The organism is Limobrevibacterium gyesilva, assembly GCF_025989185.1.
Taxonomy (GTDB): domain Bacteria; phylum Pseudomonadota; class Alphaproteobacteria; order Acetobacterales; family Acetobacteraceae; genus Limobrevibacterium; species Limobrevibacterium gyesilva.
The window spans coordinates 55,902-79,989 of sequence record NZ_JAPDNT010000007.1 but is presented as its reverse complement, the minus strand read 5'-3'; the positions used below and the strand labels follow the sequence as shown (position 1 = coordinate 79,989).

The following is a 24,088-nucleotide window of genomic DNA, read 5'->3' as shown; positions in this document are numbered from 1 at the left end:
GTTCTTCATCGCCACAGTTCTACTCCGCGTCCGAGCATCGCCGCCAGCAGAGCCGCGGCCGGCGCCGTCACCAACACGGCATCGAGGCGGTCGAGCAGGCCGCCATGGCCGGGGATCAGGGTCCCGGAATCCTTCACACCAAAATACCGCTTGAGGGCGGACTCGAGCAGGTCGCCGGCCTCGGCGACCACGGCCAAGCCGGCTGCCACGAGCAGGCCGCGCCAAAGCGGCGCGCCATCAAGATGCGCCGCGGCGAGGCCGACCGCCAGGGCCAGGGCCACGCCGCCGGCGGCGCCCGACCAGGTCTTGCCCGGCGAGATCGACGGCGCCAGTTTCGCCCCGCCGATCAGCCGCCCCGCCAGGTAGGCGCCGATATCGGTGGCCCAGACCACCAGGATGACGAACAGCACATTGCCCAGGCCTGCGACGGGGTCGGCGCGCAACCACAGCAGCGCGGCGGGGCCGGGCACGATGTAGACGAGGCCGAGCAGCGGGGCCCACCAGGCGTTCGCGGTGGCGGGGCGATGGCGGCACATGCGGCGCCATTCGCCTGCCATGCCGATCGTCGCCAGCGCGATCAGGACGCTCCATGGCCAGCCGCCGGCCCACAGGCACAACAGCGCCAGGGGCGCCAGCACGGCGGCCGAGACCACCCGTTTCGACAGGTCGCCCCAGCGCATGCCGCCCGGTGTCTTGCGGTCAGCCAGGACGCGCGCCAAAGCGCCGCTCCCGCCGGGCGAATTCGGTCAGGGCTTCGGCGAAGTGCGAGGCGCCGAAATCCGGCCATAGCACGTCCAGGAAGACCAGTTCGGCATAGGCGCATTGCCACAGCAGGAAGTTCGACAGCCGCTGCTCCCCGGAGGTGCGGATGACGACATCCGGATCGGGGATGCCGGACGTGGAAAGGAATCCGGCGAACGTGGTCTCGTCCAGGGTCGCGGGGTCGAGCGTGCCGGCATGCGCGGCCTCGGCGGCGGCGCGGGCGGCGGCGGCGATCTCGGCCCGGGCGCCATAGGAGAGTGCGACCACCAGGTTCAGGCGGGTGTTGGCGGCGGTGTCGCGCTCGGCCTGCGACAGGTCGAACTGGATATCGCGCTCGAAGCGGGCGCGGTCGCCGATGAAGCGCAGGCGGACGCCGCGCTCCTTCAGCTCGGCGATCTCGCTTTTCAGGAAGTGGCGCAGCAGGCCGGTGAGGTCCATCACCTCGGTGACCGGACGGCGCCAGTTCTCGCTACTGAAGGCGTAGAGGGTGAGCCACCCCACGCCCATGGTGATCGCCGCCTCGATGGCGCGGCGGACGGCCTGGGCGCCGGCGCGGTGGCCGGCGACACGGGGCAGGCCGCGGGCGGCGGCCCAGCGGCCATTGCCGTCCATGATGATGGCGACATGCGTCGGCGGCGCGGGAAGGGCGACGGCGGCACCCGGGCGCTCGCCGGATATCGCGTGTGCCTCCTGGAGCTTCGGGTCGCCGATCGCCGCCATGACCCCGCCTCAGACCTGCTTGATCTCTTTATCCTTGTCCGCCAGCGCATCGTCGATCCGCTTGATGTACTGGTCGGTCAGCTTCTGCACGTCGTCGGCCCAGCGCTTCTCGTCGTCCTGGCTGATCGTGCCCTTCTTCTCCAGCGCCTTGATCTGGTCCATGCCGTCGCGCCGCACGCCGCGGACCGCGACCTTGGCGCCCTCGGCATAGCGGTGGGCGGCCTTGGACAGCTCGGCGCGGCGCTCGCCGGTGAGCTGGGGGATGGGCACGCGGACGAGCTGGCCGTCCGAGGAGGGGTTCAGGCCGAGGCCCGAGTCGCGGATGGCGCGCTCGACGGCGCCGATCAGGCTTCGGTCCCAGACCTGGACGGTGATCATGCGCGCCTCCGGCACCGCGATGGTGCCGACCTGGGGCAGCGGCACCTCGCTGCCATAGGCCTCGACCCGCACCGGCTCCAGCAGGGCCGGGCTGGCGCGGCCGGAGCGAAGGCCGGAGAAATCGCGTTTGAGGGTGTCCAACGCCCCATCCATGCGGCGCGTGAGGTCCTGCTTCAGGCTGTTCAGATCGGTCGCCATTGCAACCCCCTTCTATCCCTGGCGCAACAGCGCCGTCACTTCGGTTCGAAGATCGTGGTGAACCGCCCCTCACCGCGCATGACCTGGGCGAAGGCGCCGGGGGCGCGGATATTGAAGACGATGATCGGCAGGGCGTTCTCGCGCGACAGGCTGATCGCCGAGGCGTCCATGACCGCGAGGTCGCGCGTCAGCACGTCGAGATAGGTCAGCTGCTCGAAGCGCTCCGCTTCCGGCACCTTGCGGGGGTCGGCGGAGTAGACGCCATCGACCTGGGTGCCCTTGAGCAGGGCATCGCACTGCATCTCGGCCGCGCGCAGGGCGGCCGCGGTGTCGGTGGTGAAGAACGGGTTGCCGGTGCCGGCGGCGAAGATCACCACCCGCCCCTTCTCCATGTGGCGGATCGCGCGGCGGCGGATATAGGGCTCGCACACCGAGGACATGGGGATGGCGGACTGCACGCGGGTGGGCACGCCGATCTTCTCCAGCGCCGCCTGCATGCCCAGCGCGTTCATGACGGTGGCGAGCATGCCCATGTAGTCGGCCTGGGCGCGGTCCATGCCGCTGGCGGCCGCGGAGACGCCGCGAAAGATGTTGCCGCCGCCGATGACCAGGCTGACCTGGACCCCGAGGGCCACGACGTCGCCGATATCGGCGGCGATGGCGGCGACGGTCTCGGTGTCGAGCCCGTAATCGCGGCGCCCCATGAGGGCTTCGCCCGATACCTTCAGCAGGACACGCTTGTAGGTTGTTGGCTGAGGCATGGGATTCCGGACAGATTTGGGGCGGGCGGCACCGTAAAGGCCCCGCCCGCCCCGAACAAGAGAGGCAGAACGACGACGGTTACGAGGCGGCGGGCTCCGGCGCCTTGACGCCGGCGGCCGCGGCCACTTCGGCGGCGAAGTCGCCGGTCGTCTTCTCGATGCCCTCGCCGAGCTGGAAGCGGGCGAAGCCGCCCAGCGTGGCGCCGGCCTTCTTCACCACGGCCTTCACCCGGCTCTCGCCGTCATGCACCCAGACCTGCTCCAGCAGCACCACTTCCTCGTAGTACTTGCGGATGCGGCCCTCGACCATCTTGTCGATGATCGCCTCGGGCTTGCCGGAGGCGCGGGCCTGCTCGGACAGCACCGCCTTTTCGCGCTCGAGCGCGGCCGGGTCCACCGAGTCGGCGTCCAGCGCCTCGGGGCGGGTGGCGGCGACGTGCATGCCGACCTGGCGGCCCAGGGTTTCGAGGGCCCCTGCCTCGCTGTCGCCCTCGACGGCGACGAGAACGCCGATCTTGCCCAGACCCGGCTTGAGGGACTGGTGGACGTAGCTGGCCACCGCCCCCTTCGCCACGGTGAGCACCCGCGCACGGCGGATGTTCATGTTCTCGCCGATGGTGGCAACCAGATGGGTGAGTTCTTCCGCAACCGTCCGGCCGGTGCCCGGATAGGGCGCCGCCTTGATGGCGTCGATGTTCTCGCCGACCTGCAGGGCGGTCTTCGCGACCTGCTGGACGAGGGCCTGGAAGGCCTCGTTGCGGGCGACGAAGTCGGTCTCGGCGTTCACTTCGACCATGGCGGCCTTGCCGGGTTCGGAAGCGACGCCGACCAGGCCCTCGGCAGCGACGCGGCCCGACTTCTTGGCGGCGGCGGAGAGGCCCTTCTTGCGCAGCCAGTCGATGGCCGCTTCCAGGTCGCCGCCGCTCTCGGTGAGCGCCTTCTTGCAGTCCATCATGCCCGCGCCGGTCCGCTCGCGCAGATCCTTCACAAGGGCCGCAGTGATCTCGGCCATGCGATGTCTCCTTGTTCGTCGTTCTATCAGGTGGTCGGCTGCTCGGCGGGCGCCTCGACCTCGGGCAGGGCTTCGGCCGGCAGGTCCTCGGCGGCGCCGATGTCACGGCCGCTGGCCATCATCTCGGCGCTGATGCCGTCGAGCACGGCGCCCGCCACCAGGTCGCAATAGAGGGTGATGGCGCGAATCGCGTCGTCGTTGCCCGGGATCGGATAGGTGACGCCGGAGGGGTCGGAGTTGCTGTCGAGCACGGCGACCACCGGGATGCCGAGCTTGTTGGCTTCCTGGACCGCCAGCTTTTCCTTGTTGGTGTCGATCACGAACAGGATGTCCGGCAGGCCGCCCATGTCCTTGATGCCGCCCAGCGCGCGCTCCAGCTTCTCGCGGTCGCGGGTGATGTCCAGGACCTCTTTCTTGGTCAGGCCCTGGATGTCGCCGGAGAGCAGCTCGTCGATCTGGCGCAGGCGCTTGATGCTGCCGGTGATGGTCTTCCAGTTGGTCAGCATGCCGCCGAGCCAGCGGTGGTTGACGTAGTACTGGCCGCTGCGCTTGGCGGCGTCGGCCACGTATTCGGCGGCGGCGCGCTTGGTGCCCACGAACAGCACGCGGCCGCCGGCGGCGGTCACGTCGCGGACCGCGCGCAGGGCCCGGTCCAGCATCGGCACGGTCTGCTGCAGGTCGATGATGTGGACCTGGTTGCGGATGCCGAACAGATACGGCGCCATCCGCGGATTCCAGCGGCGGGTGTGGTGGCCGAAATGGACGCCGGCCTCAAGCAGCTGGCGCAGGGTGAATTCGGGCATCGCCATCGGCGTGCTCCTTTCCTCGTCCGGTTGAACCTCCGCGGGGCCAGAGCCGAAAGGCACCGGATCCTGACCGTTCTACCGGCCGGAAAGGCGCCCCGCGTGTGAATTACCGGCGACACCATGCCGCCGACGGCGGGGATATGGCGGAGGCGGGGCCGAAACGCAAGGGCGGCCGCGGCATGGCTGGGTGCGGACGGGAGGCGGTCCGCTGCTCCCCGCGGGGCGAATTCAGCTTTCGAGCAGCGTCTTGAGGGCGAGAAGATCACGCCGGACCCAGTCCGCATCGCGCGCGAACGCCGCGTCGGACACGCCGGGGCGCTGGAACAAGGTGAACACCACCTCACTGCCGTCGCCGTTGGCGACGACCCGCATCGGGTTGTGCATCGCACCGCCGGTTTCGGGAATCACGTCGTGGTCGAGCACGCCGTACGGGTTGGGCGCGGTGAAGCGGATCGTCATCGGCCCCATCGGCGTCTCCGCCCGCCATTCCCCGTCGCCGATACGGTGGAACGAATGGCCGAGGCCGGACGCCCATTTCGCGAAGTTCCCCGGCTCGGCCAGGAAGGCGTACACCTCGGCCAACGGCCGGGCGATCCCGATGCCGAGCGTCAGGGCCGGCTGGACGGGCATGGAGGCTCCCCGTTCAGGGTGACGTGGCGCAGCTCCCGGACGTCGTTCAGTTGACCCGGCTGCCTTCGGCCCAGGCGAAATACCGCCGCCGCGCCTCGGTGAACACCGGGCCGGCATTGAGCTGGCGGTCCTCGAAGCGGGTGCAGGCGACCACCTTGCCGTAGTTGCCGCAACTGAAGATCTCGTCGGCGTCGTGCAGGTCCTGCGCGGTCAGTTTCGCCTCGACGGCCTCGGTCCCGGCCTCGTTCAGCAAGGCCATGACGCGGCGGCGGGTGATGCCGGCCAGGAAGGTGCCGTTGGCGGCCGGGGTGAGCACGCGGCCGCCCTTCACCAGCATCAGGTTGGCGAAGGCGAACTCGGCGATGTTGTCCCAGGGGTCGCGCATCACCGCGTGGTCGAAGCCACGGCCGTTGGCCTCGCGGGTGGCGCGGTCGGAGTTGGGGTAGAGGCAGGCGGCCTTGGCGTCGGTCGGCGCCATTTCGGGGGCGGGGCGGCGCAACGGCGACAGCGTGGCGGAGAAGCCGCCGGCGCCGGGCAGCGGGGCCTCGAAGATGTGCAGCACGAAGGCGGTGGTGGCGGAGTCGGCCGAGATCATGCCGCCGGCGGCGTAGAACACCGGCTTGATGTAAAGAACGGCATCGCGCGGGAAGCGGCGGATGCCCTCGATGGCGAGGCGCTCGATCTCCTCGGCGGCGATGCCGGGCTTCAGGGCCATGGCGTGGGCGGACGCGATGGCGCGGCGGCAGTGCAGGTCGAGGTCGGGCGCAAGGCCGGCAATGGCGCGGGCGCCGTCGAAAATGACGGAGGATTGCCAGAACGAATGATCAGCGGGGCCGGTCAGGCGCGGCGCCTCGTCGGTCCAATGTCCGTCCAGCCAGAATGTCGCGGCCATGCTCGTGTCCCCATGCGTCCAATGCCCGGGAGGAGAAGACACGGGGGGCCGGGCGTCAAGGGGCCCGGAGAAGCCCATCTCCGGCGCAATCTCCGGCTTGCGCCGGCCAGACGCTGGCAACTCCTGAATTGCATCCGGGCCGTTGCGAACACTACACTTTCAAATATCGCCGCCGGGTGGAATGGCCGTTGGACAGCGCCAATGCTGTCCCCGATCGAGCGAAGCCTTCCGTGTCGGACCGGGACTTACCGTGCCGCAGGCCGAGGAGAAGGCAGATGCCGCACGTGGCCGCGCATCGCACGAGTGCAGCGCAGACAAGCGGGAAGCGGGCGGCGTTTCCATGCCACCTGTACTACGTGCGCCGCAATGTGCAGGCCCATGCTGCAAGCACTGCCGCAACGATCACGAAGTTTTTCGTCTCGGATGCAGCCCTTCGGCGCTCTATATGCGCCGGGAGATGACAGGCGATGTATCTGGATCTCTATGGCTTGTCCTTTGATCCATTCGAGCTGCCTGCGGATGGACATGAGATCTTCATGTCGGATGGCTACCGGGATGCCATCTCCGCGATCGTGCAGGGGATTCGGGACCGGCAGATTTTTCTGGCTCTGACCGGCGAACAGGGGGCCGGCAAGACAACGATCCTGAATGCCGTGATCGCGGCGCTTGCGGCCGAGAGGATCCGGTTCGTGCGCGTCGACAATCCGTCGTTCTCGCTGCAGAACCTGCGCGCGCTGATGGGACAGATCGCCCACAAGTCCAGCCGCGACGTCTCGGACGCCGACGTGGCGGAGGTCTTCAAGACGCTGACGACGGCGGTGGCCGACGAACAGCACGTCGTGCTTGCCATCGACGACGCGCATCTGCTGGCGCCGAACGCACTCGCGTTTCTGCAGCTGATGAGCGCGCGGGCCCAATGCGGGGTGCCTGTTCTTCAGTTCGTGTTCGTCGGCCGCCCCGGCTTCTGGGAGACGCTGGCGCGCGAGGGCATTCACGAACTCGCCGAACGGATCGTCACCAGACCGGTTCTCGCGCCACTGTCCGACGAGGACGCCGAGCAGTACATCGCGTTCCAGTTGAAGCGCGCCGGCAGGACGACGACCCGGGTGATGACCGCAGAGGCGCTGAGCCAGACGGTTCTTCACGCCAGGGGCACCCCGGGGCGGATAAACCGGATCCTGAGTTCCGCGCTTGCCATTGGCGCCTGCCGTCGCTGCAAGACGATCACGCCGGACATCGTGAAGAACGCCGCCGCGTCGCTGCCGCCGATGCCGGGGGGTGCGCTGGTCGGCGCACGCGATCCCGTGCGGCAGGAACCGGCCGACGTTCCACACACGATCGGCGCCAGGATTGCCGGGTGGCCGGAAGGGATCGGCCCCATCGTGGCAACCCCGCCGCCCCTGCCACCGGCCAGGCCGGCTGCGGCCATCGTTGCCATGGAGCGACGCGCCGCCCCGGCACCAGGCTACCGGCTTCGGCGAATGGCCCAGGTCGCGGCTGGCACGGCCCTGGTGATCGCGCTGGGTGGAGCGGCCTGGGTCCGCCTGGCTCCGTCTGACCGTTTGAACGAGATCGCAGCGGCAACCCTGTTGGGCGGCGGCACGGGGGTGCGGGCCGCTCCGTCCTCGGCCGCGGTCACATCGGACACGATGCCAGTGCCCGAAGTTGTACCGGCACCGCAAATGCCGGCCAACCTTACTCTGGCCGCCGCCTCATTGTCCGGCACCACAGAGGCCGCCGAGGCGGCGGCGGTCGACGGCCGGGCCGAGACGGCCGCTGACAAGGGTCAGCCGGAGTCTGCGAACGCCGCTGAGCCGGCTGCCCGCACAGGATCAGCGCCGGAACCGGATCAGGCGGCCACGTTGCAACAGCCGGCCACAGCCACCCCGGCCGCGGACCAGCCAGCCGCGCGCAAGCCGATAGCCGAGGCTGCGTCCGTGGCGGCACCCGATAGTGGCGATACGCCGCCACCTGCCGCTGGGGCAGACGAAGCGGCACCGGCTTCGGACACGGCGGAGCCGTCGCTGGCGCCACAGCCGCCGGCACTTCCGCCCGCCGGAGCCGATGCGGCGCCGGCCGGGGTCGAGACTTCGAGCCCGGCGCCGGCCGTCCCCGCACCAGCCGAGGCAGCGCAGCCTGCCGCTTCCGGCGCCGGCACTCCTGATGCCGCCGCGGCGCCCCAAGAGGCAACGGCGCCCGCCGAGCCGTCGCCCACGCCACCTGCGACAACAGCTCCGGCGGAACTCGAAGCGGACAGCCCGACGGGAACGCCGGCCGCCCCGGCACCCACGGAACAGCCCATCCAGAGCGCGCCCGCGGCAGGCACGGGGGACGTGGCCGTGTCTCGGACTCCGGTGCCTGCGGCCCCCGAACAGGGACCCGCCCGAGCGCAAGAGTCTCCCGCGCCCGAGGGCCCTGCCGCGCCTGAGGGCCCTGTTTCGGCGCCGCTCATGGCCCCGGCGGCCAGGCCCGTCGCCGAGCCGGCAAGCATCACCGAGACGACCGCCGCGCCGCCCGTGTTGCCGCCCGCCGCTGCGCCAGCCGGGCCGGCCGCTTTGCAGCCGGTCACCATCATGCCGGCAGTCGCGCCACCTCCGGCGGCGGCGGGTGAAGTGGCAATAACGACCCCCGCGGCGTCGCAACCGATACCCGCTCCCGCGCCGGCACCTGCGCCGGCACAACCGCAGGCGCAGACGCAGACAGCCATCGGCCTGGGACACGGTGTCGAGCCTCCCGCATCAAGCCGTGGTACTGCCGTGTCACTTTCGCCGGCGATGGTCGCCGCCTTTCTCCATCGGGGCGACTCCATGCTGAGCGAAGGCGACGTCTCGGGAGCGCGGCTGCTATACGAGCGGGCGGCCGCTGCGGGCAGCGGTCCTGCCTCGACCGGCGCGGGCAAGACCTATGATCCCGTGTTCCTGGCCGAAATCGGCGCACGCGGTATCCAGGGCAACCCCGATCGGGCATCCGCCTGGTACCAGAAGGCGATCGCGCTCGGCGACCGGGAAGCCGGCGACCGCCTGAAGAAACTCAAGTCTCAAGCCGGCCAATGACAAAAGACCCCACGGGAGGCACGCCATGATCTCACGCACGCTGAGGCTCGTGTTCCTTGTCGCCTGCCTTGCGCCGCTCGCGGGAGCCGCCGCGCTGGCGCAAGGCGCGCTGCCGACGAACGACGCCGCGGTCATGCGCGCGAATGCCGGCACGGTCGGCATCGTCTCCGGTGGCGTGGACGGCACGTATATCCGTATTGCCGCCGATCTCGCGGCGGTGCTCGACGACGGCGACCGGCTGCGGGTGCTGGCGCTGATCGGCAAGGGTTCGGTCGGCAACATCTCCGACATCATGTTCCTGCGGGGCGTGGATATCGGCATCGTGCAGTCCGATGCGCTGGCGTATGTCCGGCGCGAGAAGCTGTTCCCCGGGGTCGATCAGTCCGTCGAATACATCACCAAGCTGTATGACGAGGAGTTGCATATCCTGGCGCGCAAGGACATCGCCAGCCTGCAGGACCTCGCCGGCAAGACCGTCAATGTGGACGTGCGCGGAAGCGGCTCCGCGATGACGGTTTCGCTTGTGCTCGACGCGCTCGGCATCAGCGCGAAACTCGCCAACGACGACCAGAATACGGCGCTCGAGAAGCTGAAGAACGGCGAGATTGCCGCGATCGGCTACGTCACCGGAAAGCCCGCGCGGCTGTTCACGGGGATTGCCCCCGATACGGGCTTGCACTTCCTGCCCGTGGCGATGACGCCTGCCCTGCTGGACACCTACCTGCCCTCGTCGCTCGGGCACGCCGAATACCCCGCCCTGGTGCCGGAGGGCGCCGATGTCGAGACCCTCGCGGTCGGGTCGGTCATGGCCGCATATGGCTGGCCGCCGAATACCGAGAGGTATCGGAAGGTGGCACGCTTCGTTGCGGCGTTCTTCGACAAGTTCCCCTCGTTCCTGAAGCCGCCGCGCCATCCGAAATGGAAGGAAGTCAACCTGGCCGCGCAGGTGCCGGGCTGGACGCGCTTCCCGGCGGCCCAGGAATGGCTGCGCCTGCAGACGGCCGGCGGCGCGGGCGAAGGCGCGCTGCGGCAGGACTTCAACGCGTTCCTGGCGCAGTCCGGCGGCGCCCGTCCGGCAATGACCGATCAGGAGCGCGCGGCCCTGTTCCAGCAGTTCCTGGTCTGGCAGCGCCAGCGCGCCACCCAGTAATGCCGGCGACGGATCAGGCTGGCGTCAGAGATCTTCGACGCGCTCGATGCCCGGTACGATCTTCAGCGCCTGGGCCAGCCTTGGCGTGACGTTGAACCCTCCGGGAAGGGTAATCTCCACATCCTGGGCGGCGTCGAGGCGGGGGACGAGGATGACGCGGCCCCTGCCCTTGCCTTCGCGGTCCAGCAAGGCGCGGATATGGGCGACGGCCTCGCTCTTCTGCAGCCACACCTTCATGCCGGCGCCGGCCTGGCTGGCGGCCTGGTCGAGCGGGGCCACGTCCTGCGCGGTGATGCGCAGCGCCTCGCCCTCCAGGCGGATGTCGGCGGTAACCAGCACGGAGTTGCCGGCGGCCAGCATCTCGCGCGACCGGCTGAGCACCTCGCTGAAGCAGGTGATCTCGTAGGAGCCGCCGGAATCGGACAGGCGCACCCAGGCCATGCGGCTGCCGGTGCGGGTGATGCGTTCTTTCGTATTCACCACGGAGCCGGCGAGCTTCACGCGCGCGGCGCCGGCCTGGGCGCGGGCTTCCAGCTGGTTGCTGGGAATCACGCCGAGGCGGCGCAGCACCTGGGCGTAGGCGTCGAGCGGGTGCGAGGTCAGGTGGAAGCCGACTGCCTCGGCCTCGAAGCCCAGGCGGTCCATCCCCTCCCAGTCGGGGATGGATGGCAGGCGCAGGGGCTCGGGCTTGCCGGCGCCGCCGAACAGGCCGATCTGGCCGCTGTCCTTTTCCTCGGCGGTGGCCTGGGCGCGGCGCAGGATGGTTTCGGCGGAAGCGAAGACGCGGGCGCGGTTCGGCTCCATGGCATCGAAGGCGCCGGCGCGGGCGAGGTTCTCCAGCTGCATCTTGTTGAGCTGGCGCGGATCGACGCGGGCGGCGAAGTCCGGCAGGTCGGCGAAGGGGCGCTCGCCGCGCACCTGCTCGATGGCCTGCATGGCGGACAGGCCGACCTTCTTCACCGCGGCCAGCGCGTAGCGGATGGCGAGCTTGCCTTCGGCGTCGCGTTCCAGCCGGAAATCGGCGCCGGAGCGGTTGATGTCGGGCGGCAGCACGCCGATGCCCATGCGGGCGGCTTCCTGACGCAGGGCGGCGAGCTTGTCGGTGTTGTGGATGCCCAGCGACATGCAGGCGGCCAGGAAGGCCACGGGGTAGTTGGCCTTCATCCAGGCGGTCTGGTAGGCGACCAGGGCGTAGGCGGCGGCGTGGGACTTGTTGAAGCCGTAGTCGGCGAACTTCGCCATCAGCTCGAAGACTTCTTCGGCCTTCGCCGGGGCGATGCCGCGGGCGGTGGCGCCGTCCACGAAGATCTTGCGCTGGGCGTCCATCTCCGCGCGGATCTTCTTGCCCATGGCGCGGCGCAGCAGGTCGGCGCCGCCGAGGCTGTAGCCCGCCATCTTCTGGGCGATCTGCATCACCTGCTCCTGGTAGACCATGATCCCGTAGGTCTCTTGCAGGATGTCCAGAAGCTCGGGGTGCGGCGGCTCCCATTGCTCGCCGTGCTTGCGCTGGCAATAGGCGGGGATGTTGGCCATCGGGCCCGGGCGATAGAGGGCGACGGCGGCGATCAGGTCCTCGAAGCGGTCGGGGCGCATCTGGCGCAGCACGTCGCGCATGCCCTGGCCTTCGAACTGGAACACGCCGCCCGCGTCGCCCTTCTGCAGCATGTCGTAGGTGCGCGGATCGTCCAGCGGCAGGCGGTCGAGATCGACCTCGATGCCTTCCTTCTTCAGGTAGCGCACGGCGCGCTGGAGGATGGTCAGCGTGGTCAGGCCGAGGAAGTCGAACTTCACCAGGCCGGCCTGCTCCACGTATTTCATGGAGTATTGCGTGACCAGGAAGTCGGATTTCGGGTCGCGGTAGACCGGCACCAGCTCGGTGAGCTGGCGGTCGCCGATGACGACGCCGGCGGCATGCGTGCTGGCGTGGCGGTACAGGCCTTCGAGCTGCAGCGCGATTTCCATCAGGCGGCGGACGGACTCGTCGTCGTCACGCATCTGCTGCAGCTTGGGCTCGCCGTCGATGGCCTGCTTCAGCGTTACCGGCTTGGCCGGGTTGTTGGGGATCAGCTCGGCGACCTTGTTGACCTGGCCGAAGGGCAGGCCGAGCACGCGGCCGACGTCACGGATGGCCGCGCGGGCCTGCAGCTTGCCGAAGGTGATGATCTGCGCCACCCGGTCGCCGCCGTACTCGTTGCGGACATAGGCGATGACCTCGTCGCGGCGGTCCTGGCAGAAATCGATGTCAAAATCGGGCATCGACACGCGTTCGGGGTTCAGGAACCGCTCGAACAGCAGGTTGAAGGGCAGCGGGTCGATGTCGGTGATGGTCAGCGCCCAGGCGGCGACGGAGCCGGCGCCGGAGCCGCGGCCAGGGCCGACGGGAATGCCGTGCGCCTTCGCCCACTGGATGAAGTCGGCGACGATGAGGAAATAGCCGGGGAAGCCCATCTTGGCGATGACGTCGAGCTCGAAGTCCAGGCGCTCGCGGTATTTCGCCCGGGTCTCGGCGTCCGCGTCCTTGGCGTCCATGCGGCGCTGCAGGCCCTCGATGGCCATGGCGCGGACGGTCTCTTCCTCGGTGCGGCCGGGGCGCACCTTCGGGCAGACCGGCAGCAGGGGCTTGCGGGTCTCCGCCATGACCGCGCAGCGGCGGGCGATGGCGAGCGTGTTGTCGCAGGCTTCCGGCAGGTCGGCGAACAAGGCGCGCATGACCTTGGCCGGCTTGAACCAGTGTTCCGGTGTCACCCGCCTCCGGTCCTGCTCGGACAGCAGGCGGCCCTCGGCGATGCACAGCAGGGCGTCGTGGGCCTCGTGCATGTCGGGTTTGGCGAAGAAGCAGTCGTTGGTGGCGACCAGCGGGATGGCGTGCTGGTCGGCGAGCGCGATCAGGCCGGGCTCGATGGCGCGTTCCACGGCCAGGCCGTGGCGGTGCAGCTCCATCACCGTGCGGTCGGGGAAGGCTTCGCACAGGCGGGCGAGAAGCTGATCGGCCTCCTGCTTCTGGCCCTCGGCGAGCAGGCGGGCAATCGGGCCGTTTGTGCCGCCGGTGAGCAGCAGCAGGCCCTCGGCATGCTCGAACAGACGCTCGAGGCTGAGCTGCGGCTTCAGGCCGGGGTCGGTGTCCATGAAGCCGGCGGAGGACAGGCGCTGGAGGTTGGCGAAGCCGGTGGCGTTCTGGGCCAGCAGCACCACGGGGTCGGGCGGCAGGCGGGGGTTGTCGGCGCGGGTCAGCGCAAGCTGGCAGCCGACGATGGGCTGCACGCCCTTGCCCGCGCAGTACTGGCTGAATTCCAGCGCGCCGAACAGGTTGCCGGTGTCGGTGATGGCGACGGCGGGCATGCCGGCGTCGCGGGCGAGGACGGCGATCCTGGCGGCGGTGATCGCGCCCTCGCTGAGCGAGTAGCTGGAATGGACGCGCAGATGAACGAAATCGGCGTGCGGCATCAGTACTCCACGATCCGGCCTTCGTGCAGCGTGACGGTGCGGTCCATGCGGGCGGCGAGGTCGGGGTTGTGGGTGGCGATCAGGGCGGCCACGCCATGCGTGCGCACGGTCTGCAGCAATTCCTCGAACACCAGCGAGGCGGTGCCGACATCGAGGTTGCCCGTGGGCTCGTCGGCCAGCAGCACCTTCGGCGCGTTGGCCAGCGCCCGGGCGATGGCGACGCGCTGCTGCTCGCCGCCCGACAGCTTGCCGGGAAGGTGCCGGGCGCGCGCCTGCAGGCCGAAAGCGGTCAGCAGGGTCAGGGCGCGGGCCTCGGCGGCGCGGCGATCCTTGCCTGCGATCATCTGGGGCAGCACCACGTTCTCCACGGCCGTGAACTCACCGAGCAGATGGTGGAACTGATACACGAAACCGATGGAGTCGCGGCGGATCGCCGTGCGTTCGCCGTCGGACAGGGCGCCCGCGTCCCGGCCCGCGACCAGGACCTGGCCGCCATCGGGCTTCTCTAGCAGGCCCGCGAGATGCAGCAGCGTGGACTTGCCGGTGCCGGAGGGGGCGACCAGGGCGACGATCTCGCCGGCCTGCAGGGTGAGATCGACGCCGCGCAGCACCGGCAGGGCGCCGCCCTCGCTGCGGTAGGTGCGCTGCACGCCGCGCAGTTGCAGCGACTCATTCATGGCGCAGGGCTTCCACCGGGTCGGTGCGGGCGGCGCGCCAGCTTGGATAGAGCGTGGCGAGCAGCGACAGCACCAGCGCCATGCCGACCACCTGCAGCACCTCGTTCCATTGCAGCACGGCCGGCAGGCGGCTGAGGAAATAGACCTCGGGATTGAACAGGTTGGTGCCGGTGAGGCTTTCCAGCCAGCCGCGGATGGTCTCGATGTTCAGGCAGAACACCACGCCCAGCAGGGTGCCGAGCAGCGTGCCGGCGATGCCGACGGAGGCGCCACACATCAGGAAGATGCGCATGATCGAACCCGAGCCGGCGCCGATGGTGCGCAGCACGGCGATGTCCTTGGTCTTGTCCTTCACCATCATGATCAGCGAGGAGACGATGTTGAAGGCGGCCACCAGGATGATCAGGGTCAGGATCAGGAACATCACGTTCCGTTCGACCTCGACCGCGGCGAAGAAGCTGTTGTTGTTCTGGGTCCAGTCGATGACGCGCACCGGCAGGGGGCCGAGCGCCGCGCGGATGGCGCGGTTCACCTCGCGCACGCGATCGGGGTCGGTGGTGACGACCTCGATCTGGGTGGCCGCGTTCTCGACGCGGAACAGGATCTGGGCGGCATCGAGCGGCATGTAGACGAAGCTGGTGTCGGCCTCGTTGAAGCCGACCTGGAACAGCGCGACCACGGTGTAGGCGCGGCCGCGGGGGATGCTGCCGAACGGGGTGGATTGCGATTCCGGCGCGTAGATCTGGATGCGGTCGCCGATGCCGATGCCGAATTTCTGCGCCAGCCCGACGCCGATCGCCACCGCGTCGTTGCCCTTGAAGGCGTCGAGGCTGCCGGCGCGGATGTTGTCGGCCACGACATGGGTGCGGCGCAGGTCGTCGAGGCGCACGCCGCGCACCACGCCGCCGGTGAAGCCGCCACCGCGGTCGGCTTTCAGGCCGGCCGCACTCTCCACCATGGGCATGACCGACACGACGCCGGGCACGCCGCGGACGCGGGCGGCGACGGCGTCGTAATCCACCAGCGGCTGGCCCACGCCGTAGATGCCGAGATGGCCGTTGAGCCCGAGGATGCGGCCCAGCAGCTCCTGGCGGAACCCATTCATCACCGACATGACGATGATCAGGGTGGCGACACCCAGGGCGATGCCGACCAGCGAAAAGCCGGCGATGACGGAGACGAAGCGCTCGCCCCGGCGGGCCCGCAGGTAGCGGCCGGCGACCGCGCGCTCGAACGGCCCGAACATGCTAACCCGCGCTCATGCTAGAGGATGCGGGCCAATGCCGCGTCCACAGCGAGTTCCTGGCGCTCGCCGGTGGCGCGGCGCTTCAGCTCCACGTTGCCCGCGGCGGCGCCGCGCGGGCCCACGACGATCTGCCAGGGATGGCCCATCAGGTCGGCATCGGCGAACTTGGCGCCGGCGCGGTCGGCGCGGTCGTCATACAGCGCCTTGCCGGCGAATTTCGCGTACAGGTCCTCGCAGATGGAGTCGCAGGCGGCGTCGCCGGGCTTGAGGTTCACGATGACGGCCTGCCAGGGGGCGACGCTGTCGGGCCAGATGATGCCGGCCTCGTCGTGCGAGGCCTCGATGATCGCGCCGACCAGGCGGGAGACGCCGATGCCGTAGCTGCCCATGTGCGGGACGACCGGCTTGCCGTCGGGGCCGGCGACGGTCAGGCCCATGGGCTCGCTGTACTTGGTGCCGAAATAGAAGATGTGGCCAACCTCGATCCCGCGCCCTTCCCGCTTCTCGGCGACCTTGGCCCAGGCGGCGGTGTCGTGCTTCTCGTCGGTGGCGGCGTAGCTTCCGGTCATCATCTCGTGGAAGCGCTGCAGGTCGGCTTCGGAGTCGAAGGAGAACTGGCCGCCGGTGTAGTCGATGCCCTCGAATGCCGCGTCGTAGAACACCTGGCTCTCGCCGGTGGGGGCCAGGATGATGAACTCGTGGCTGAGGTCGCCGCCGATCGGGCCGCTGTCGGCGGCCATGGGGATGGCCTTCAGGCCCAGGCGCTGGAAGGTGCGCATATAGGCCAGCATCATCTTGCGGTAGCTGACCACGGCGCCGGCATAGTCGAGGTCGAAGCTGTAGGCGTCCTTCATCAGGAACTCGCGGCCGCGCATGACGCCGAAGCGGGGGCGCACCTCGTCGCGGAACTTCCACTGGATGTGGTACAGGTTCTGCGGCAATTCGCGGTAGGACTTCACCGAGCTGCGGACGATCTCAGTGATCATCTCCTCGTTGGTGGGCCCGTACAGCAGTTCGCGCTCGTGGCGATCCTTGAGGCGCAGCATTTCCGGGCCGTAGGCGTCGTAGCGGCCGCTGGCGCGCCAGAGCTCGGCCGACTGGATGGTCGGCATCAGCATTTCCTGGGCGCCGGAGGCGTCCTGCTCCTCGCGCACGATCTGGGCGATGTTCTGCAGCACGCGCCAGCCGGCGGGCAGCCAGGCATAGATGCCCGAGGCGGTCTGGCGGACCAGGCCGGCCCGCAACATGAGGCGATGGGAGGCGATCTGCGCCTCGGCCGGGGTTTCCTTCAGCGTCGGCACCAGGCTGCGGGAGAGGCGCATCGTTCGATCGGGTCCGTTCTTTGGGTCGGGGCGTGGCAAGATAGGGCTGGAACAGCGAAGGCGGGAACCTACAGGGCGAGCGCCGTACCCGCCAGCGCCCTTCGTCGGGCACCACCGCAGGTTGCCTCACACGCCGGATGAAGATCGGGGCGCAGGGTCATCCGAAACGTTTGCGGCGGCTTATTTTTGTGCGTTGCACAAGAGTTTTTTGATATAAAGCCATTGAAATTTGCCCTGGGACGCATGAACGCGCGTGACTTGCAGGGATTACGCTTGTAGATAGAAAAAAGGCCCGCACGCCATCGGCGAAGCGGGCCAAGTTTAGGGAGGAAACGCCAGTCACACGGCAGGTCGAGGAACCACTCCTCTTCCTGGCGTGATGATTGCGTTCAAGCGCCCAATCGTCCATCAAAATTCGCGTCATTTCTGATGAAATATGCGATTCCCAGGCAGGGTTTGCATCGTATTTGAGCTTTAAGTTCAAGAATTGAGCATTCCTGCCTAGTCGTCGGGCAAAGACAGCCAGCCGTTGCGGAAACTGATCCAGTCGCTGGTGATGACCAGGTAGATCAGCCCCCAAATCACCGCCGTCAGGATCGTGGTCGCCAGGATCTTGCGCCACATGTGCGGCCGTTCCGGCACGCCGCGCCAACCCGTGGTGTCGTCAGCGTCGGCAACCGGGCGGGTGCCGAACGGCAGGACCGCAAACAGCATCGTCCACCAGATCATGACGTAGAGGGCTATGCCGGTAACGGGGTTCATCTTTGGCTCCGTTCAAGGCCAGAGGGGCTTCAAACCCGCAGCAGATGTACATCCACCAGCGGTCGTTTCTGCAGCCGTCGCCCCAGCGACCGCCGCAACGCCGCCTTGGCAGCCTCCGTCAACGCCGCATCCTCGCGCCGCAGCGGCGCCGGCAGGTCGGCGATGGCGGTGGTCAGCTCGGTGGCGATGCGGCCGCATTCGGGGTCGTCCGAGTCGAACAGGCCGGGCGCGCTGAGCCGCGGCGTGCCGCGCACGCGGCCGGCCTCGTCCACCGCGAAGGAGGCGATGGCGACGCCGTTGAACAGCATGCGCCGGCGCGCGCCCATCACCGCCCCCTGCAGCGGCACCAGCCTGGCGCCGTCCAGCACCAGGCGGCCGACGGGGGCGCTGTCGGTCACTTCGGCGCGGCCGGGCGAGAGGCTCAGGATATCGCCGTCCTCGATCAGGATGGGGGTGACGCCGGCTTCCTGCGCCAGGGCGGCGTGGGCCGAGAGGTGGCGCCACTCGCCGTGCACCGGCACCGACAGGCGCGGGCGCACCAGCTTGTAGAGCTTGCGCAGCTCGTCGCGAGCCGGGTGGCCGGAGACGTGGATCATGTGGTCCGCGTCGGTCATCAATTGCACGCCGCGGCGGACCAGGTTGTCCTGCACCGTGCCGATCGCCCGCTCGTTGCCGGGGATGACGCGGCTGCTGAACACCACCGTGTCGCCCTCGCCCAGTTCGATGCGCGGGTGCTGGTCAGCGGCGATGCGGGCCAAAGCGCTGCGCGGCTCGCCCTGGCTGCCGGTGACCAGGATCAGAAGGTTGTCATCGTCGACGTCGTTGGCCTCGTCCTCGGACAGGAAAGGCGGGATGCCCTTGAGGTAGCCGCAGTCGCGGGCGGCCGCTTCGAGATTGCGCAGGCTGCGGCCGACGATGGCGACGTTGCGTTTGGCGTCGCGCGCGGCCAGCGCCACCGATTCCACGCGGGCCACGTTGCTGGCGAAGCAGGTGACGGCGATGCGGCCGCGCAGGCTGCGCACCAGGGCGGACATGTTGCGGCGGACTTCGGCCTCGGAGCCGGAATGCCCTTCCACCATCGCATTGGTGCTGTCGCAGACCATGGCCAGCACGCCTTCGTCGCCGAGGGCAGCCAGGGCGGCTTCGTCGGTGCGGGGGCCGATCAGCGGGTCGGGATCGAGCTTGAAGTCGCCGGTGTGCAGGACGATGCCGGCCTGGGTGCGGATGACCAGCGCCTGCGCTTCCGGAATGGAATGGGCGACGCGGATGAACTGCAGGCGGAAGGGCAGCAGGTCGAAGGCACCGCCGGGGGGCACGACATGCAGCGGCACCTGGTTCAGCAGCCCGGTCTCGGTGAGCTTGCGGCGCAGCACCGCGGCGGCGAAGGGGGTGGCGTAAACCGGGCAGCGCAGTTGCGGCCACAGCCAGGCCACGGCGCCGATATGGTCCTCGTGCGCATGGGTGATGACAAGGCCGACCAGACGATCCCGGCGCTCGGCCAGGAAGGCCGGGTCCGGCATCATCACGTCGACCTCGGGGTGCTCGGCGCCGCCGAAGCCGATGCCACAATCCACGGCGAGCCACTTGCCGCCGCAGCGGTAGAGATTGAGATTCATACCGATCTCGCCGGTCCCGCCCAGGGGCAGGAACGCCAGATCGCCAGTAACAGCGTCCATTAATATGCCTTCAAATCGAGTCGCGCCGGACGGGACCGTCCGGCGTGTGCTTTCCTATGGTGCGGGGGGCACTTGGGGCTATTCGCCCTCAGGCAGCCGCGCCCGTTCACGTGACAATGTGGGGACCGGGTTGCGCTCCGCCAACATGCGCAGGCCATCCAGCGTGAGGTCAGGGTTGATGTGGCCGATGACGGTGGTGCCTTCGGCCAGCAGCGGGGCGAGGCCGCCAGTGGCGATGACCTTCAGCCGGCCACCATATTCCGTCTGGATGCGCGCGACCAGGCCCTCGATCATCGCGACATAGCCCCAGTAGATGCCTGATTGCATTGCGGAAACCGTGCCGCGGCCGATCACCGCCTGGGGCCGGCCGATGCCGATGCGCGGCAGGCGGGCGGCGGCGCGGTGCAGCGCCTCGATGGAAAGGTTGATGCCGGGCGCGATGACGCCACCCAGGTATGCGCCGTCGCGATCGACCACGTCGAAGGTGGTGGCGGTGCCGAAATCGATGACGACGAGCGGGCCACCATAGGTGCGGTGCCCGGCCAGCGCGTTCAGCAGACGGTCGGCGCCGACCTCCTCGGGGTTGTCGACCTTGATGTCGAAGCCCCAGTCCAGGGTGGCGCGGGCAATCAGGGGCTCGACGTCGAACCAGTCGCGGCAAAGGCGGCGCAGGTGGTAGAGCGCCGCGGGCACGACGGTGCCGATGACGGCGGCGCTGACCTCCTCGCGCTTGACGCCGGAGAGGTTGAGCAGTGTTAGCAGCCACACCGCGTATTCGTCGCTGGTGCGCTGCGGGTCGGTGGCGACGCGCCAGATGCCGCGCCACTGCGCGCCGTCATGCACGGCGACGACGACGTTGGTGTTGCCGGCATCGACGACGAGGAGCATGGCCCTATCTCCCGAGCTGCAGGCGAACTTCGCCGGCGGCAAAAGCGTGCACATGGCCGCCGGTCTGCAACAGCAGGCTGCCATCCTCGGCGAGTCCGGCGAAAGATCCGCCGATGTCGCGCTCGCCCAGACGCAGGGCCATGGCGGCGCCGACCGGCAGCGAGCGGGCGAGCCAAGCGGCGCGAACCGGGGCGAACCCTGCCTGCCGGTGGACGCGGCGCCAGTGGTCGAGCCGGGCCAGCAGGGCGCGGGCGGCGTCCTCGGGGCGCGGCGCAGAGGCCACGTCGGCGATGCACGCGACGGCGCGGCCGGGCACCTGCGGCGCGGCGGCGAGGTTGAGGCCGATGCCGATGACAAGCCAGGCCAGCGCGCCCTGCGGGTCGGCGGAGCTGTCGAGCAGGATACCGGCGAGCTTGCGGCCACCCAGCAACACGTCGTTCGGCCATTTCAGCGTGAGTGCGGCGGGATCGGGCAGCCAGGGCGCGACCGTTTCGGCCAGCGCGAGGCCGGCGAGCAGCGACCACAACCCGCCCTCGCGCACACGCCCGGGCGGGCGCAGCAGGACGGAGAGATACATGTTGCCCGCGGGCGAGTCCCAGTTGCGGCCGTGGCTGCCGCGGCCGCGTTCCTGGCGATGCGCCAGCACGGCGAGCCCGTCGGGCTCGCCGGCTTCCGCCAGGGTCCGGCAGAGATCGGAGGTGGACGGCAGGACGTCGTGGACTTGCAGCCGCCACGCGCCGGTGGCGTCCAGGCTCACCTGAACAGAACCTTCGCCGCCGCCTCGGCCGCCGCCACCACCGGTGCGGGAAAGACGAAGAAGAAGGTGGTGAACAGGCCGCCGACCGCGGCCACGAAGGACAGCGAGGCCGGACGCGGGTCGAAGGCTTCCTCGGGCGCGTCGAAATACATCACCTTGACGATGTTGATGTAATAATAGGCGCCAACCACGCTGGTGAGCACGCCGATCACCGCCAGCGTCCACATGCCCTGTTGCACGGCGGCGCTGAAGATGAAGTACTTGCCCCAGAACCCCGACAAGGGCGGGATGCCGGCCATGCCGAACATGAACACGGCAAAGGCCAGCGCCATCGCCGGGTCGGTGCGGCCGAGGCCGGCCAGGTCGGAGATGCCTTCCAGCATCTTGCCGCGGCGGCGCATGGCGAGGATGCAGGCGAAGGTGCCGACATTCATGAACACGTAGGTGACGAGGTAGATCAGCACGCCGCGGATGCCGTCGACCGAGCCGGCGGCAAGGCCGATGAGCACGTAGCCCATGTGGCCGATCGAGGAATAGGCCATCAGGCGCTTGATGTTGCGCTGGCCGATGGCGGCGAGCGAGCCGAGCAGCATCGAGGCGATCGACACCAGCACGATGAGCTGCTGCCACTGCACCAGCAATTGCCCGAACGGCGTGGCCATGGCGCGGACCAGTAGCGCCATGGGAGCGACCTTCGGCGCCGTGCCCAGGAACGCCGTGATCGACGTGGGCGCGCCCTCGTAGACGTCGGGCGTCCACATGTGGAACGGCACGGCCGACACCTTGAAGGCGAGGCCGGCGACGATGAAGACGATGCCGACCACCAGCCCGGGCGAGGCGCTGGCGGGATCGGCCAGCGCTTCGGCGAGCTTGTCGAACGCCATGCTGCCGGAGAAGCCGTAGACCAGCGAGATGCCGTACAGCATCAGGCCGGAGGCCAGCGCACCGAGGACGAAATACTTGAGGCCCGCCTCGGCGGACCGCAGCTCGTCACGGGCGAAGGCGGCGAGAACGTAGATCGCCAGGCTCATCAGCTCGGTGCCGACATACATCGTCATCAGGTTCGATGCCGACGCCATCAGCATCATGCCGACGGTGCAGAACAGCATGAGGACCGGGAACTCGAAGCGGCGCAGGTTGACGTGCTCGTTGTAGTCGAGCGAGACCACCACGCAGAGGGCGGCGGCAACCAGGACCAGCAGCTTGACGAAGGCGCTGAAGGCGTCGCTGGTGAACAGGCCGCTGTAGCCGACGCCGTACGCGCCTGGCAGCACCAGCACCCCAGTCAGCAGGAAGGCGCCGATGGTGAGCATGCTGCAGAGCTGGAAGGTTTCGCGCTTGCTCAGCACCCCGAATACCAGGATGCCCATGCCGCAGCAGGCGAGCACCAGTTCGGGGACAGCCAGTGTCCAGTTCATGGCGGTCCAGGTCATCAGTGCAGCATCCCCGCAAGCTTGGTGGTCGCCGCGAGGGCGGCCTGGTGGTGATCCACCATCGCACCCACGGCGGCATCGAAGAAGCCGGTGAAGCTGGACGGGTAGATGCCCATCCACAGCGTCAGGACGATCAGCGGCGCGAACACGGCAATCTCGCGCGGCGACAGGTCGAGGATCGCCTTGAGGTCATCGCGGGTGATCCGGCCGAAAATGATGCGCCGATACAGATACAGCATGTAGGCGGCGCCGAGGATCATGCCGAGGCTGCCGAGCAGAGCGAGCCAGAAATTGACCTTGAACGCACCGACCAGGACCAGGAACTCGCCGACGAAACCCGAGGTTCCCGGCAGCCCGACGCTGGCCATGGTGAACAGCATGAAGGTGAACGCATAGGCGGGCATGCGGTCGGCAAGGCCGCCGTAGCGTGCGATCTCGCGCGTGTGGATGCGGTCGTAGATGACACCCACGCAGAGGAACAGCGCGGCCGACACAACGCCGTGCGACAGCATCTGCAGCAGCGCGCCGGAGATGCCCTGCACGTTGACGGTGAAGATGCCGATCGTCACCACGCCCATATGCGCGACCGACGAATAGGCGATCAGCTTCTTCATGTCGGTCTGCGCCAACGCGACCATCGAGGTGTAGACGACGGCCACGACCGACAGCGTGTACATGAACGGCGCCAGCTGCGCCGAGGCCAGCGGCAGCATCGGCACGGAGAAGCGCAGGAAGCCGTAGGCCCCCATCTTCAGCAGCACGCCCGCCAGGATGACCGAGCCGGCCGTGGGCGCCTCCACATGCGCATCCGGCAGCCAGGTGTGCACCGGCCACATCGGCACCTTCACCGCGAACGAGGCGAAGAAGGCCAGGAACAGCCAGGTCTGCATCGTCTCCGGGAACGCGGTGTGCAGCAGCACGGTGATATCGGTGGTGCCGGTCTGGTACCACATGGCCAGCAGCGCCAGCAGCATCAGCACCGAGCCGGCCAGCGTGAACAGGAAGAACTTGACCGCGGCATAGACCCGCCGCGGGCCGCCCCACACCCCGATGATGAGATACATCGGGATCAGCACGCCCTCGAAGAACATGTAGAAGACGACGAAATCCAGCGCCGCGAACATGCCGACCATCATCGTCTCGAGGATGAGGAAGGACAGCATGAACTCGCGCACGCGGGTGGTGATCGACTCCCAGCTGGCGAGGATGCAGATCGGCGTCAGCACGGTGGAGAGCAGCACGAACAGCACGGAGATGCCGTCCACGCCCATCTTGTAGGAGATGCCCCATTGCGGCAGCCAGGACACGTCCTCGACGAACTGGAAGCCGGGATCGGCCTGGTCGAAGCGGACCCACAGGATCAGCGACAGCGCCAGCACGATCAGGCTGGTCCACAGCGCCGTCCAGCGCGCGTTGGACGCGACGGTCTGCTCGTCGCCGCGAACCGACATGATCACCGCGCCGCCGACCAGCGGCAGGAAGGTGACGAGCGAGAGCAGGGGGAAGCCAGCGGCGTTCATG

At 68.9% G+C, this 24,088-nt stretch carries 20 protein-coding genes; 2 read left to right on the top strand and 18 right to left on the bottom strand.

Translation table 11 applies throughout. From position 1 onward, the window contains the following. Positions 1 to 5 precede the first annotated feature (5 nt). From OL599_RS11665 to OL599_RS11630, 8 genes are all read right to left on the bottom strand, one after another. Positions 6 to 719, bottom strand: coding sequence for a phosphatidate cytidylyltransferase (locus OL599_RS11665; RefSeq protein ID WP_264713920.1), 714 nt, complete (start codon positions 717 to 719; stop codon positions 6 to 8). Next, positions 700 to 1,374, bottom strand: coding sequence for a polyprenyl diphosphate synthase (uppS, locus tag OL599_RS11660; protein ID WP_264714012.1), 675 nt, complete (start codon positions 1,372 to 1,374; stop codon positions 700 to 702). Before uppS ends, OL599_RS11665 begins: the two co-directional genes overlap by 20 nt. Positions 1,375 to 1,491: 117 nt before the next feature. Continuing rightward, entirely contained in the window at positions 1,492 to 2,058 is a 567-nt protein-coding gene (frr, locus tag OL599_RS11655) for a ribosome recycling factor (RefSeq protein ID WP_264713919.1), read from the bottom strand. 35 nt (positions 2,059 to 2,093) lie between these two features. Beyond that, entirely contained in the window at positions 2,094 to 2,819 is a 726-nt protein-coding gene (pyrH, locus tag OL599_RS11650; protein ID WP_264713918.1) for a UMP kinase, read from the bottom strand. 79 nt (positions 2,820 to 2,898) lie between these two features. Beyond that, on the bottom strand, positions 2,899 to 3,831 hold the full coding sequence (gene tsf / locus OL599_RS11645; protein WP_264713917.1) for a translation elongation factor Ts: 933 nt from the start codon (positions 3,829 to 3,831) through the stop codon (positions 2,899 to 2,901). Positions 3,832 to 3,857: 26 nt separating this feature from the next. After that, on the bottom strand, positions 3,858 to 4,640 hold the full coding sequence (gene rpsB / locus OL599_RS11640) for a 30S ribosomal protein S2 (RefSeq protein WP_264713916.1): 783 nt from the start codon (positions 4,638 to 4,640) through the stop codon (positions 3,858 to 3,860). 225 nt (positions 4,641 to 4,865) lie between these two features. Further along, positions 4,866 to 5,267 (bottom strand): SRPBCC family protein, encoded by a 402-nt coding sequence (locus OL599_RS11635; RefSeq protein ID WP_264713915.1) that lies wholly within the window; start codon positions 5,265 to 5,267, stop codon positions 4,866 to 4,868. Between the two features lie 46 nt (positions 5,268 to 5,313). Next, positions 5,314 to 6,159, bottom strand: coding sequence for a branched-chain amino acid aminotransferase (locus OL599_RS11630; protein WP_264713914.1), 846 nt, complete (start codon positions 6,157 to 6,159; stop codon positions 5,314 to 5,316). A 467-nt stretch (positions 6,160 to 6,626) separates the two neighbouring features. Between OL599_RS11630 and OL599_RS11625 the strand changes: the two genes are divergently transcribed. After that, the gene (locus tag OL599_RS11625; protein ID WP_264713913.1) at positions 6,627 to 9,212 is read left to right on the top strand and encodes an AAA family ATPase; all 2,586 of its coding nucleotides are present in this window, start codon (positions 6,627 to 6,629) and stop codon (positions 9,210 to 9,212) included. A 25-nt stretch (positions 9,213 to 9,237) separates the two neighbouring features. Next, positions 9,238 to 10,362, top strand: a complete 1,125-nt coding sequence (locus OL599_RS11620) for a TAXI family TRAP transporter solute-binding subunit (RefSeq protein ID WP_264713912.1) — start codon at positions 9,238 to 9,240, stop codon at positions 10,360 to 10,362. 24 nt (positions 10,363 to 10,386) lie between these two features. Here the strand turns inward: OL599_RS11620 and dnaE are convergent, their stop codons facing one another. The 10 genes from dnaE to OL599_RS11570 form a co-directional block, all read right to left on the bottom strand. Beyond that, on the bottom strand, positions 10,387 to 13,806 hold the full coding sequence (dnaE, locus tag OL599_RS11615) for a DNA polymerase III subunit alpha (protein WP_264713911.1): 3,420 nt from the start codon (positions 13,804 to 13,806) through the stop codon (positions 10,387 to 10,389). After that, on the bottom strand, positions 13,806 to 14,483 hold the full coding sequence (locus tag OL599_RS11610; RefSeq protein WP_264713909.1) for an ABC transporter ATP-binding protein: 678 nt from the start codon (positions 14,481 to 14,483) through the stop codon (positions 13,806 to 13,808). The genes dnaE and OL599_RS11610 overlap by 1 nt, the downstream gene beginning before the upstream one ends. Then, positions 14,476 to 15,729 (bottom strand): lipoprotein-releasing ABC transporter permease subunit, encoded by a 1,254-nt coding sequence (locus OL599_RS11605; protein ID WP_264713907.1) that lies wholly within the window; start codon positions 15,727 to 15,729, stop codon positions 14,476 to 14,478. The genes OL599_RS11610 and OL599_RS11605 overlap by 8 nt, the downstream gene beginning before the upstream one ends. Positions 15,730 to 15,746: 17 nt before the next feature. After that, the gene (proS, locus tag OL599_RS11600; RefSeq protein WP_264713906.1) at positions 15,747 to 17,051 is read right to left on the bottom strand and encodes a proline--tRNA ligase; all 1,305 of its coding nucleotides are present in this window, start codon (positions 17,049 to 17,051) and stop codon (positions 15,747 to 15,749) included. Between the two features lie 501 nt (positions 17,052 to 17,552). Beyond that, complete coding sequence (locus OL599_RS11595) at positions 17,553 to 17,813, bottom strand: DUF1467 family protein (protein WP_264713905.1); 261 nt, start codon at positions 17,811 to 17,813, stop codon at positions 17,553 to 17,555. Positions 17,814 to 17,842: 29 nt separating this feature from the next. Continuing rightward, a complete protein-coding gene (locus tag OL599_RS11590) occupies positions 17,843 to 19,489 on the bottom strand; it encodes a ribonuclease J (protein WP_264713904.1) in 1,647 nt (548 codons plus the stop codon). A gap of 78 nt (positions 19,490 to 19,567) precedes the next feature. Beyond that, positions 19,568 to 20,377, bottom strand: coding sequence for a type III pantothenate kinase (locus OL599_RS11585; protein ID WP_264713903.1), 810 nt, complete (start codon positions 20,375 to 20,377; stop codon positions 19,568 to 19,570). Between the two features lie 4 nt (positions 20,378 to 20,381). Beyond that, positions 20,382 to 21,134, bottom strand: coding sequence for a biotin--[acetyl-CoA-carboxylase] ligase (locus OL599_RS11580; protein ID WP_347403201.1), 753 nt, complete (start codon positions 21,132 to 21,134; stop codon positions 20,382 to 20,384). After that, positions 21,131 to 22,552, bottom strand: a complete 1,422-nt coding sequence (nuoN, locus tag OL599_RS11575; RefSeq protein ID WP_264714010.1) for an NADH-quinone oxidoreductase subunit NuoN — start codon at positions 22,550 to 22,552, stop codon at positions 21,131 to 21,133. The genes OL599_RS11580 and nuoN overlap by 4 nt, the downstream gene beginning before the upstream one ends. A 14-nt stretch (positions 22,553 to 22,566) precedes the next feature. After that, entirely contained in the window at positions 22,567 to 24,087 is a 1,521-nt protein-coding gene (locus OL599_RS11570) for an NADH-quinone oxidoreductase subunit M (protein WP_264713901.1), read from the bottom strand. Between the last annotated feature and the right edge of the window lies 1 nt (position 24,088).